General features: G+C 70.0%; 11 protein-coding genes. 6 read left to right on the forward strand and 5 right to left on the reverse strand.

Features of this window, described 5'->3' with window-relative positions:
* Positions 1-125 precede the first annotated feature (125 nt).
* Positions 126-1133, reverse strand: coding sequence for a sigma-70 family RNA polymerase sigma factor (locus tag ABD378_RS16130; RefSeq protein WP_344521596.1), 1008 nt, complete (start codon positions 1131-1133; stop codon positions 126-128).
* A gap of 184 nt (positions 1134-1317) precedes the next feature.
* Between ABD378_RS16130 and ABD378_RS16135 the strand changes: the two genes are divergently transcribed.
* Both ABD378_RS16135 and ABD378_RS16140 read left to right on the forward strand, forming a co-directional pair.
* Complete coding sequence (locus tag ABD378_RS16135; protein ID WP_344521597.1) at positions 1318-1860, forward strand: GNAT family N-acetyltransferase; 543 nt, start codon at positions 1318-1320, stop codon at positions 1858-1860.
* Positions 1861-1941: 81 nt separating this feature from the next.
* Positions 1942-2970: a questin oxidase family protein gene (locus ABD378_RS16140; RefSeq protein WP_344521598.1), complete on the forward strand. Its 1029-nt coding sequence runs from the start codon at positions 1942-1944 to the stop codon at positions 2968-2970.
* Positions 2971-2990: 20 nt separating this feature from the next.
* Here ABD378_RS16140 and ABD378_RS16145 read toward each other — a convergent pair whose 3' ends face one another.
* Positions 2991-3773: a dioxygenase family protein gene (locus ABD378_RS16145; RefSeq protein ID WP_344521599.1), complete on the reverse strand. Its 783-nt coding sequence runs from the start codon at positions 3771-3773 to the stop codon at positions 2991-2993.
* A gap of 119 nt (positions 3774-3892) precedes the next feature.
* On the opposite strand from ABD378_RS16145, the gene ABD378_RS16150 reads away from it, so the two are divergent.
* On the forward strand, positions 3893-4408 hold the full coding sequence (locus ABD378_RS16150) for a MarR family winged helix-turn-helix transcriptional regulator (RefSeq protein WP_344521600.1): 516 nt from the start codon (positions 3893-3895) through the stop codon (positions 4406-4408).
* Positions 4409-4430: 22 nt separating this feature from the next.
* Here the strand turns inward: ABD378_RS16150 and ABD378_RS16155 are convergent, their stop codons facing one another.
* Together ABD378_RS16155 and ABD378_RS16160 are read right to left on the reverse strand one after the other, a co-directional pair.
* Entirely contained in the window at positions 4431-5948 is a 1518-nt protein-coding gene (locus ABD378_RS16155; RefSeq protein ID WP_344521601.1) for an MFS transporter, read from the reverse strand.
* Between the two features lie 152 nt (positions 5949-6100).
* A complete protein-coding gene (locus tag ABD378_RS16160) occupies positions 6101-6757 on the reverse strand; it encodes a TetR/AcrR family transcriptional regulator (RefSeq protein ID WP_344521602.1) in 657 nt (218 codons plus the stop codon).
* Positions 6758-7044: 287 nt separating this feature from the next.
* On the opposite strand from ABD378_RS16160, the gene ABD378_RS16165 reads away from it, so the two are divergent.
* The gene (locus ABD378_RS16165) at positions 7045-8328 is read left to right on the forward strand and encodes a M6 family metalloprotease domain-containing protein (protein WP_386544765.1); all 1284 of its coding nucleotides are present in this window, start codon (positions 7045-7047) and stop codon (positions 8326-8328) included.
* A gap of 9 nt (positions 8329-8337) precedes the next feature.
* On the opposite strand, the gene rho is transcribed toward ABD378_RS16165, so the two are convergent.
* Positions 8338-9549: a transcription termination factor Rho gene (rho, locus tag ABD378_RS16170; RefSeq protein ID WP_344521603.1), complete on the reverse strand. Its 1212-nt coding sequence runs from the start codon at positions 9547-9549 to the stop codon at positions 8338-8340.
* A 352-nt stretch (positions 9550-9901) separates the two neighbouring features.
* Here rho and ABD378_RS16175 point away from each other — a divergent pair, with 352 nt between their 5' ends.
* Positions 9902-10720, forward strand: coding sequence for a 3-hydroxybutyrate dehydrogenase (locus ABD378_RS16175; protein ID WP_344521604.1), 819 nt, complete (start codon positions 9902-9904; stop codon positions 10718-10720).
* 91 nt (positions 10721-10811) lie between these two features.
* Positions 10812-12209 carry an MFS transporter gene (locus tag ABD378_RS16180; protein ID WP_344521605.1) on the forward strand — a complete coding sequence of 466 codons (1398 nt, stop codon included), beginning with the start codon at positions 10812-10814 and terminating at the stop codon, positions 12207-12209.
* Positions 12210-12255: the final 46 nt, after the last annotated feature.

The raw sequence follows: 12255 nt of genomic DNA on the forward strand, positions 1-12255 counted from the left end.
GGAAGGATCCGCGCGAAGCGCGGCAAAGAACCCCCGCCCTCCAGCCGCAAGGCAAAAAAACGAGCCCCGGTGCCGGGGGGGGATGGCACCGGGGCTCAGCTGTGGGGACCGTTCAGGCAGGCCGCCTAGGCCGCCGCATCGAACCCCGTATCCCGAGCCAACTTCTTCAGCTCAAGAAGCGCATGCTTCTCGATCTGACGGATCCGCTCCCGCGTAAGCCCATGCTGCTTGCCGACCTCCGTGAGGGTCCGCTCGCGGCCGTCCTCGATGCCGTACCGCATCTTGATGATGGAGGCCGTGCGCTGGTCGAGGCGGCCGATCAGGTCGTCCAGTTCCTCGCTGCGCAGCAGGGTCAGGACGGACTGCTCGGGCGAGACCGCGGAGGTGTCCTCGAGGAGGTCACCGAACTGCGTGTCGCCGTTGTCGTCCACGCCCATGTTCAGCGAGACCGGGTCGCGCGCCCAGTCCAGTACGTCCGTCACACGCGCCGGCGTGGAGTCGAGCTCCGCGGCGATCTCTGCAGGCTCGGGGTCGCGCCCGTGCTTGCGGTTGAACTCGCGCATGACCCGGCGGATCCGCCCCAGCTCCTCCACCAGGTGGACGGGGAGGCGGATGGTGCGCGACTGGTCGGCTATGGAGCGCGTGATGGCCTGGCGGATCCACCACGTGGCGTACGTGGAGAACTTGAAGCCCTTGGCGTAGTCGAACTTCTCGACCGCGCGCACCAGGCCCGCGTTCCCCTCCTGGATCAGGTCGAGGAGCGGCAGACCACTGCGCGGATAGCGCCGGGCCACGGCGACGACCAGACGCAGGTTGGACCGGATGAAGACGTCCTTGGCCCGCTCGCCGTCGGCGACCAGCGCCTCCAGCTCCTCGCGGGAGGCGGACGCGCCCGCGCCAGAACTCTCGACCTCACCGTCGATTATCTTCCGGGCATACACACCGGCCTCGATGATCTGGGACAGCTCGACTTCCTTGGCGGCGTCGAGCAGCGGCGTACGCGCGATCTCGTCGAGGTACATGCCGACCAGGTCGCGGTCGGCGATCTCCCCGCCTACGGCGCGAACACTGCGTGCCGCGTCGGTCTCGCCGGAGGTGGCGGACTTACGACGGGCGACGGCACGGGTTGCCATGCGTGCTCCCTTGCGTGTGGAGGTCCTGGTCGGCCCTTTTCACGGGCCTCTGTGGTGGAAACCACACCCTTCCGGGTGCCCTGCTTCCGATGGAAACAACGACTGGAATCCGGACAGAATTCCCAAGCCGCGCATCTATTTTCCTGACGTTGCAGTACCCTGTGCCGCCACAAAGGGAGGCCGGATGCCGTCGGGACGTACAGAGGTGCAGGTCAGGCCCGGCACGGAGGCCGATCTTGAGGCGCTGACCGCTATCTACAACCACTACGTACGTGAGACGGCGATCACATTCGACACAGCCGTCTTCCTCCCGGAAGAGCGCCGCCCTTGGCTGCTCTCCCATCCTGAAGACGGCCCCCACCGTCTATTGGTTGCCCAGGAGCGGGATTCCGGGCTGATCCTCGGGTACGTCACGAGTTCTCCTTTCCGGGCCAAGCCCGCGTACGCCACCTCGGTGGAAGTCAGCGTCTACTGCGCGCCGGACGCCGCGGGCCGCGGCATCGGCACCCTGCTCTACAAGGCGCTCTTCGAGGCCCTGGAAGGCGAGGACCTGCACCGCGCCTACGCGGGGATCGCCCAGCCGAACGACGCGTCGGGCCGCCTCCACGAACGTTTCGGCTTCCGGCACGTCGGCACGTACCGCGAGGTGGGCCGGAAGTTCGGCCGCTACTGGGACGTCGCCTGGTACGAGCGTCCCCTGGGCCCTCAGCCCCCAAGCGGGACCTAGGTCCCGCGGGCCCCGGCGTAGGTCCTGTCCTAGGCCGCAAGGCCGTTACGCCCCCGCCCGCGCCCTGCCTACCGTGCCCCCATGGACGCCACAGCCGACACCACAGGCACCCTCGACGAAGCCCTGAGCCGCCTGCACGCCTCGGGCCCCGAGCGGCTCGGACGGCTCACCAACCACGCGCCGATGGCCGTGGAGGCGCTCGCCGCGCACGGCCGCTCCGGTGCGGTCCACCGCTGGCTCGGGCTGTACGCGCCGAAGCTGGAGGAGTACCCGAGCACGGTCGAGCCAATCACCGGCGGCAACTGGCGCGAGGCACTCGGCGATCCGCGCCGCGCGGCGGACTGGATCGCGTACTTCGGCCGGGAGATCGGCGAACGCCCGTGGCGCGACATCCTCGCCGCCTGGTGGCCGCTCCTGCTGCCCGGCATGTACGGCGGCTCCACGCACCCGGTGATCCGGGTGGGCCACGCGGTCCGCACGCTCCTGACAGGGGCGGAGACCGAACCGCGCCTCGCCGAACTCGCCCACGGGCTCGGCTACTGGGCCGCCCGCCACCACACCGTCACCGGCGTCGAGCTCCTGCCGGTGAGGGCAGACACCGCGGCCGCCGCCCTGGACGCCGTCGAGCCGATCCCGGACAGGGACAGCGGCGGCTTCCCCGCCAGGCTCGGCAGGGTCGCGGGCCTGCCCGCGTGGGCGGCCGGCGTGAGCGACCCCGACGAGGCGCACCGCAGGCTCACCGATCTTGTGCGCGCGGCCACCCACCGGTACGCCACGCACGGCCACGGCGAGGAGACGATGCTGGTGCACGCGTCGACCGCGCCCAACGCCGTCCTGCGCGCCCTGCCCGCGCTGCCCCGCGCACTGTGGGCCCCGAGCCTGCACGCGACCTGGACGGCGTCGGCCGCCGTGACGTCGATGTACGCCCCAGACTCCCCGGTCGCGTACACCGCACCCGGCACCTTCGCCCCCGAAGAGGTCTTCGAGCGGGCCCTGACGCACGGCGACGAGCACGTCATCAAGTTCACCGACACGGCACTGGACGTGGGCGACGAGCGGGCCCTGACGGCGGCCCTGCGCGCGATCGAGATCAGCGAGCCGCTGACCTAGCGCGGACCCGGCACGCGGGATCAGCCGAACTGCACCGACCTCTTGGCGAGCCCCATCCAGAACCCGTCGATCACACTCCGCTGCCCGCCGAGGTCCCCCGAGGCATCGGCGGCCCCCAGCGTCACGAACAAGGGCGCGAAGTGCTCCGTACGCGGGTGCGCGAGCTCGCCCGCCGGAGACTTGTGCCGGAAGTCGAGGAGACCGTCCACGTCGCCCGCGTCGAGCGCCTCGTGCCCCCACGCGTCGAACTCCACAGACCACGACGGCGTACCGCCCTGGCGAAGGGCCGCCAGATTGTGCGTGAAGAAGCCGCTGCCGACGATCAGCACACCCTCGTCCCGCAGCGGCGCCAGCTTGCGGCCGATGTCCATCAGGCCCCGCGGATCGAGGGTCGGCAGGGAGATCTGGAGCACGGGTACGTCCGCGCCCGGATACATCTCGACGAGCGGGACGTACGCTCCGTGGTCGAGCCCGCGATCCGGGATGTCCTGCACCGGCGTACCCGCCCCGCGCAGCAATTTACGTACGGAATCGGCCAGTTGAGGGGCGCCAGGCGCGGCGTAGGTGACCTGGTAGTAGTGCTCGGGGAAGCCCCAGAAGTCGTACACCAGCGGCATCGTCTCCGTCGTGCCGAGCGCGAGCGGGGCCTCTTCCCAGTGGGCGGAGACCATGAGGATGGCCTTGGGGCGCGGCAGCTCCGCCGACCAGGCGCGGAGCTGGTCCGGCCAGAGCGCGTCGTCGGCCAGCGGCGGTGCGCCGTGGCTGAGGTACAGGGCGGGCATGCGCTCCTGGGTTGCGGTCATGGCGGCGCCTCCGAGAACGTACAAAGAACGATTTACTTTAACTCTCAAGCTTTCGCTCGAGAATGAGCCTACTGCTGCTTTGTTTAAGTTTCAAGGAAGGGCTGCGTACAGTGGAGTACATGGACACGGCACCCACTTCTCCCCCCGACGGGGAACCGCGCTGGCTCGACGACGAGGAACAGCGCACCTGGCTCGCGTACCTGCAGGCCACCACGCTCCTGGAGGATCACCTCGATCGCCAGTTGCAGCGTGACGCCGGCATGCCGCACATCTACTACGGCCTCCTGGTCCAGCTCTCCGTCGCCCCGCGACGACGGATGCGCATGACCGAGCTTGCCAGGAACACCAAGATCACCCGGTCCCGTCTCTCGCACGCCATCGCGCGCCTGGAGAAGAACGGCTGGGTGCGCCGCGAGGACTGCCCCTCCGACAAGCGCGGCCAGTTCGCGATCCTCACCGACGACGGGTACGAGGTCCTGCGCCGCACCGCCCCCGGCCATGTCGACGCCGTACGCCAGGCCCTCTTCGACCGGCTCACCCCGGAACAGCAGAAGTCCCTCGGCGAGATCATGGTGATCGTCGCCGAGGGACTTCAGCCGAACGAGGCGGGGGCGGACCTGCCCTGGCTCCGCTAGGCCTCCCCGTCAGAACCCGGGGTCAGTGCGCGACCACCGGGATCCGCACCTCGTCCTTGGAGTTCTCCGCACCGTCGGTGTCACCAGAGGCGGCCGGAGAGCCGCCCTGCGCACCGGTGTTGATGAGGGCGAAGGCGATGGCGGCGGCGGCCACCAGGATGCCGACGGCCCACCAGATCGCGCTGGTGTAGCCCTCGACCATGGCCTCGGCCTGCATCAGCTTCTGCGCGGCGGGAGTCGTCGCACCCGCCGCGTGCGAGGCGACGTACGCGGTGGTGGCGGAGGCGGCGATGGTGTTCAGGAGAGCCGTGCCGATGGCGCCGCCGACCTGCTGCGAGGTGTTGACCATCGCGGAGGCGACACCGGAGTCACGCGCCTCGACACCGTGCGTGGCAAGGGACATGGCGGGCATGAACGCCGTACCCATGCCGAGGCCCAGCATCAGCTGCGCGGGCATGATCAGACCTGCGTACGAGGAACCGACCTCGAGCTGCGTCAGGAGCAGCATGCCGACGGCCGCGAGCACGAAGCCCGGACCCATCAGGAGCCGCGGCGCGACGCGGGTCATCAGGCGGGCGCCGATCTGCGTGGAGCCCACGATCATGCCGACGATCATCGGCAGGAACGCGAAGCCGGTCTTGACCGGCGAGAAGCCCTGGACGATCTGCAGGTAGTACGTGAGGAACAGGAACAGGCCGAACATCGCGATGATCGCGAGGCCGAGCGACAGGTAGACGCCACCGCGGTTGCGCTCGGTCAGGACGCGCAGCGGAAGCAGCGGCGACTTGACCTTCGCCTCGGTGAGGACGAACGCGGCGAGCAGGACGGCGGAGCCGACGAACATGCCGACCGTCAGGGAGTCCGACCAGCCGGCCGACTCGGCGCGCGTGAAGCCGTAGACCAGGGCGACGAGGCCGAGGGTGGAGAGGACGACGCCCGGGATGTCGAGCGGCGAGCGGTTGCGGCCGCCGGCCGGCTCACGGATGACGAAGTAGGCGCCGAGCGCGGCGACGACGGCGAACGGGATGTTCACGAAGAACGTCCAGCGCCAGTTCAGGTACTCGGTGAGGAAGCCGCCGAGGATCAGGCCCACGGCGCCACCACCACCGGCGATCGCACCGTAGATGCCGAACGCCTTGGCGCGCTCCTTGGCATCGGTGAACATCACGGCGAGCAGCGAGAGGGCGGCGGGCGCGAGCAGCGCGCCGAACACACCCTGCAGGGCGCGGGCGCCCAGCATCATGGCCTCGCCGGTCGCGGCGCCGCCGAGCGCGGAGGCCGCGGCGAAGCCGATCAGGCCGGTCACGAAGGTGCGCTTGCGGCCCCAGAGGTCGGCTATGCGGCCACCGAAGAGCAGCAGACCACCGAAGGCCAGGGCGTAGGCCGTGATGACCCACTGGCGGTTGCCGTCCGAGATGCCCAGGTCCTGCTGGGCGGAGGGCAGCGCGATGTTCACGATGGTCGCGTCGAGGACGACCATCAGCTGCGCGAGCGCGATGAAGATCAGCGCTTTCCAGCGCCTGGGATCTGTTTCTGACATGGGAGTAGCCACCTAGCGATACGAGTGGTGAAAAAGCGACGTAAAACGAAGACGTAAAGCGAAGTAGAGAGATGCGCGGCAAGACGTGTGCCGCGTACGGAGAGGTCGAGTGGGTCAGAGCGAGTTCGGGCGGGACCGGGCGAGGCCGAGGCTCAGGACTGGCGGAGATCCTCCAAGGTCGCCGATGCCCCCGGCAGCTCGGAGCGGGCCGGCGCCATCAGGCCGTCGAGGAACAGCTGCAGATGGCGGTGGACGAAGCGGTCCATGTTCAGGCACGCGGTGCCGGGCAGCGGCCTGGTGAGCTGGGAGAGGGCGACCATCAGGTCTCCGACGGCGATGTCGGTGCGCAGCTGCCCGGCCGTGCGCGCCCGTTGCATGAGCCCGTCGACGACGGCTTCGAGCCGCTCGCGGGCGTCGACCAGATCCGGATGATCGGGGTCGAAGGCCGCCTGGAGCATCGGGCACAGGGCGCCGATCCGCTCGTCGGCGGAGGCGTGCACGAACCGGCGCAGGGCGTCGAACGCGACGCTCGCGTCGGCGTCGGCCGCCGCGATCGCCTCCTCGGCGTGTGCCGAGACGCGATCGGTGACCAGCAGGACGACCTGGTGGACCAGTTCGGAACGGTCGGAGAAGTGCCGGTAGACCGTGGCGTTGCCGACGCCGGCCCGGCGCGCGACCTCGTCGAGCGGCACATCGGGGCCGAACTCGACGAACATCTCGCGTGCGGCGGCGACGATCCGCTCCCGGTTGCGCAGGGCGTCGGCCCGCGGGCGGGGCGTGCGGCGCTGCGCGGCGGTGGCGGTTTCCACGACGGCTCTCCTCAAAGCTTGTGATCGAGCCTCCGGACGGTGCCGGAGCCTCGGATGCGCGATGCGGGGAATCACTCCCCGTTTCGCTCGGACACAGGTCTAAACGGGGAGACAGTCCCCGGATATTTCCCGTAGCCCGACTTTCTTCCTGTGACCCGCGTCACGCCCGGCGTGCACGAGAAACCCACGATCGGTCGCACCCAGCGAGCGCCCGCGCACCCTCCGGCAGAGGGTGATCGAAAGGGTGCAGCCAGGACCGGCGGCTGCCGCTAGGGGAAGGGCCACGCATGCAGCAGCCGACCTGGAGGCAGATACGCGGAGCCCGACGTGGCGCGGCCCTCGCCATGTGCGCCGCCCTTGCCCTCACGGTCACCACATCGGCGAGCACCGGCCGCCTGATGGAGGAATCCCCCACGGCGGCGGGCCCCGTGTCCCTGTCCCGCGCGACGGCCCTCAGCCCGTGCCTGATCAACGGCACGATGGGCGTCCAGATGTCGGAGGGCGTGCCCACACCCGCCGGATACTCCCGCTCCACGGGCACCGTCCGGGCCCTGAACCTCATGATCGACTTCTCCGACGCCCCCGGCGACGGCAGCGCGCTCGACCGCCTCGCGGAGTTCTTCCCGCAGACGTCGGACTGGTTCCGCACCAGCTCCTACGGACGGCTCGACTACCGCCCCGAATCACCGATCCCGGACTGGCTGCGGATGCCGAAGAGCTTCAAGCAGTACGGGATAGAGCGCGGCGCCCCCTTCGACCCGGGCTACCGCGATCTGGTCCAGGACATCGTGGCGACGGCCGATCCGGACGTGGACTTCCGGGAGTACGACCTGGTGAACATCCTCATGACGCCGAACGCGGGCCCTTCCGCGCTCGACACGGTCCTGTCGGTGACCTTCGCGGGCAACACCGAGGCGCCCGTCGCGGACGGCGTCCCGGTCTCCAACGCGTCCTTCGTCTACAGCCGCCAGGACGACGGCTCGGGCAGCTACCACGAGACCGGCTACCGGGTGCTCCCCCACGAGAACGGCCACGTCTTCGGCCTGCCCGACCTGTACACACAGGAGGGCGGCGGCGCGGTCGGCCACTGGGACATCATGAGCGAGGACTGGGGCGCCAACAACGACCTGCTGGCCTGGCACAAGTGGAAGCTGGGCTGGCTCGGCGACGACCAGATCAGCTGCGCGTCGAACGCGGGCACCACCGAGCACACGCTGAGCCCGCTGCCGACGGACGGCGGCACCAAGCTCGCCTTCGTGCCGCTGAGCACGACGACGGGGTACGCCGTCGAGGTGCGCACCCGCGGCGGCAACGACGAGGCGATCTGCAAGCCCGGCGTACTGATCTACCGGGTGGACGCGGAGGTCGACACGGGCCAGGGCCCGGTCACCGTCTCCGACTCCACGAAGGACAGCGGCGGCTGCACGCGCCAGCCGAACGTCCACGCGGAACTCTCCGACGCGACCTACGAGCCCGGCCAGACCTTCACGGACAAGAAGACGGGCGTGCGCATCACGGTGTCGGACATCGACGCGGAGGGCCGCTACCGCCTGCACGTCACGCGCCCGTGAGGCCGCGCCTCAGCCGCCGTTGACCTTGGAGGAGCCGGCGCCGGGCACGGTCTGCTGCACCTGGCGCAGGAAGGCGGCGTTGTTCGAGGTCTTGCGCAGGCGCTCGATGATCGCCTCGAGGTTGCTCTGCGCGTCCCTGCCGTGCAGGGCGCGCCGCAGCCCGCGTACGGCGGTCAACTCGTCGGCGGGCACCAGGAGTTCGTCACGGCGCGTGCCGGACGGGGTGACGTCGACGGCGGGGAAGACCCGGCGCTCGGCCATGCCGCGGTCGAGGCGGAGCTCCATGTTGCCGGTGCCCTTGAGCTCCTCGAAGTAGTAGTCGTCGGCGCGCGATCCGGTCTCCACGAGCACGGTGGCGAGCATGGTCAGGGACCCGCCCTCCTCCGCGAGGCGCGCGGCGCCGAAGAGGCGCTTGGGACCCTGGATGGCGGCGGCGTCGACACCTCCGGAGAGGGTGCGGCCGCCGCTGGACGCCGCGTTGTTGTACGCGCGGCACAGCCGGGTGAGGGAGTCGAAGAGCATGACGACGTCCTTGCCCTCCTCGGTGAGCCGCTTGGCGCGCTCGACGGCGAGTTCGGCCAGGGCGATGTGCTGCTTGGCGGGCCGGTCGAAGGTCGATGCGAGCACTTCGCCGCGTACGGAACGCTTCATGTCCGTGACTTCTTCGGGCCGTTCGTCGAGCAGGACCACCATGAGGTGCGCCTCGGGGTGGTTCGCGCTGACGGCGGCCGCGATCTGCTGGAGCAGGACGGTCTTGCCGGTGCGGGGCGGCGCGACGATGAGGCCGCGCTGGCCCTTGCCGACGGGGGCGATCAGGTCGATGAGCCGGGTCGCGACACTGCCGCCGCCGTCGCCCGGCGTCTCGAGCCGGAGCCGCTCGCGCGGGTGCAGCGGGGTGAGGTCGCCGAACTGCGCGCGCCTGCGCAGGGCTTCGGCGGAGTGACCGTTGACCCGGTCGACGGAGGTGAGGGTGCGGGCCTTGCCGCAGGTGCCCTGGACCATGTCGCCGGCACGCAGTCCGAGTTGCCGGATGAGCGTGGAGGGGACTTGTACGTCATGGGGGTCGGGGAGGCAATCGCCGGTACGGAGATGGCCGTTGGCGTTGTGACTCACGTCGAGGATGCCGGATGCGGCGACGACAGGCGTCGAGGTGGCCGTGGTGGCCGTGGTGCTCTTGGTGGTCGTGGCGGTCTTGTTGCGGGTGATGGTTGCGGTACTCATGATGGGGTCCTTTCGCGGACATGCGAATGAGGGGCCCGGCAGGACGGTGTGTTCACGTCCCGTACGTCGGGCGGAGAAAAGAACTGCGGCAAAGGGCTTCGCGAAAAAGATGGAAGCTACGGAGCTACAGAGCCTCGACACGAGGCGGAAGAAAAGAAGATCGGCACCGGCGCCGCAGAAGGCGGCGTACACACGTGCTGTTCGCAAGGTAGCACAGCTTGCGGGTCGTCGAGCGTGACCTGGGTCACCGAGGCCGTACCCGGACGGCCGCACCCGCCCACATGACACGCTCCCCGGTTATGTGGGCCCCACACATGGGATCCCCGCGCGCCGCGCCCTTACGTTTCCGGCCATGACGAGCCCCACTCCCGGCCCCACTCCCCGCGGTGACGCCCCCGCAGGAACCCCCGCCGGAACCCCCGCAGGAACCGACCTCACCGGACGCACCGCCCTGGTCACTGGCGGCGCCAGCGGTATCGGCCGGGCCTGTGCCGTGGCCCTGGCCGGTGCGGGCGCCTTCGTCCACGTCGTGGATCAGCACGCGGACACGGCCAAGGACGTCGCCGACGAGATCGACGGCGAGGCACACGCGGTGGACCTCGCCGACCCCGCCGCGGTGGACACCCTGCCCACCCGCGTCGACATCCTCGTCAACAGCGCCGGGCTGCAACACGTCGCCGCCATCGAGGAGTTCCCCCCGGAGCGGTTCGACCTCATCCAGAAGGTCATGGTCACCGCGCCGTTCCTCCTGCTGCGCCGGACGCTGCCCCACATGTACGGGCACGGCTGGGGCCGCGTCGTGAACATCTCCAGCGTGCACGGCCTGCGCGCGAGCCCCTTCAAGTCCGCCTACGTCGCCGCCAAGCACGCCCTGGAAGGCCTGAGCAAGGTCACCGCCCTGGAAGGCGCGGCGCACGGCGTCACCAGCAACTGCCTCAGCCCCGGCTACACCCGCACGCCCCTGGTCGAGGACCAGATCAGCGCCCAGGCCGCCGCCCACGGCATCGCCCCCGAGCAGGTCCTCACCGACGTACTGCTGCGGCGTTCGGCCACCAAGCGCCTTGTCGAGCCCGAGGAGATCGCCGCCGCCGCGCTCTGGCTCTGCGGCCCGCACAGCGGCTTCGTGACCGGCGCCTCGCTGCCCCTGGACGGTGGCTGGACCGCCAGCTGAACCCCCGCTCGCCCCCCCCCAACTCCACTCCGCGTCAACTCCACTCCGCGTCCCCATCGAGAAACGTCCCCATCGAGAAACGGAACACGCCATGGCAGCCGCAACGCCGCGTGCCCAGGGCAAGACCCCGGGCAAGCCAGGTATCGCCCGCATCATCAGCGCCAGCCTCATCGGCACCACCATCGAGTGGTACGACTTCTTCCTCTACGGCTCCGCCGCCGCGCTCGTCTTCAACACCCTCTTCTTCCCCGACAGCGACCCCTTGGTCGGCACCCTGCTCTCCTTCCTCACCTACGCCGTCGGCTTCGCCGCCCGGCCCATCGGCGGCGTCGTCTTCGGCCACTACGGCGACAAGATCGGCCGCAAGAAGCTCCTTGTGCTGAGCCTGATGATGATGGGCGGCGCCACCTTCGCGATGGGCCTGCTGCCCACCCACGCCACGCTCGGCGTCGGCGCCCCGATCCTGCTCACGGTGTTGCGTCTGATCCAGGGCTTCGCGCTCGGCGGCGAGTGGGGCGGCGCCGTCCTGATCGTCTCCGAGCACGGCGACGACAAGAACCGCGGCTTCTGGGCCTCCTGGCCGCAGGCAGGCGCCCCCGGCGGCAACCTCCTGGCCACCGGCGTCCTCGCGCTCCTGGCCGCCGTCCAGTCCGACGAGGCGTTTCTCGCCTGGGGCTGGCGCATCCCGTTCCTGCTCTCCGGAGTGCTGGTGATCATCGGCCTGTGGATACGGGTCTCGGTCTCGGAGTCCCCGCTGTTCCTGGAGGCGCAGGCCCGCGCGGAGGCAGAGGCGGCCAAGGCCGGTCCGGCCGCCGCCAAGCAGGACGCGCCGGTCGTCGAGGTCTTCCGGCACAACTGGCGCGGCGTCCTCACCGCCATCGGCACCCGGCTCGGCGAGAACGTCTCGTACTACATCCTCACGGCCTTCGTCCTGGTCTACGTCACCGTGCACCTGGAACTGCCCAAGAGCACCGCCCTGAACGCCGTACTCATCGGATCCGCCGTGCACTTCGTGACGATCCCGCTGTGGGGCGCGCTCTCGGACCGCATCGGCCGCAGGCCCGTCACCCTGATCGGGTCGATCGGCATGGCGGCGTGGGCGTTCGCGTTCTTCGCGCTCGTCGACAGCAAGTCCTTCGCCGTGATCACCCTCGCGGTCACGGTCGGTCTGCTCCTGCACGGCGCGATGTACGGGCCGCAGGCCGCCTTCATCTCCGAGATGTTCGACACGAAGGTCCGCTACTCCGGGGCCTCGATGGGATCGCAGCTCGCGTCCATCATCGGCGGCGCGCTCGCGCCGATCATCGCGGTCGAACTCCTCAAGGACTTCGACTCCGCGACACCGGTGGCCCTGTATGTCTGCGTGACCGTAGTGATCACGACGCTCACCGTCCTCGTCGCGAAGGAGACCCGGGGCCGTTCGCTCTCCGAACAGCGGTCGACCGACGAAGGTGCGTCCGCCACGGCCTCGGCGACAATCGGAAGCTGAAGCGCACCACCGGCACGTGCACCACCAGCACGCGCACCCCGCTCCC

This window comes from Streptomyces rectiviolaceus (assembly GCF_039533825.1).
GTDB classification, from domain to species: domain Bacteria; phylum Actinomycetota; class Actinomycetes; order Streptomycetales; family Streptomycetaceae; genus Streptomyces; species Streptomyces rectiviolaceus.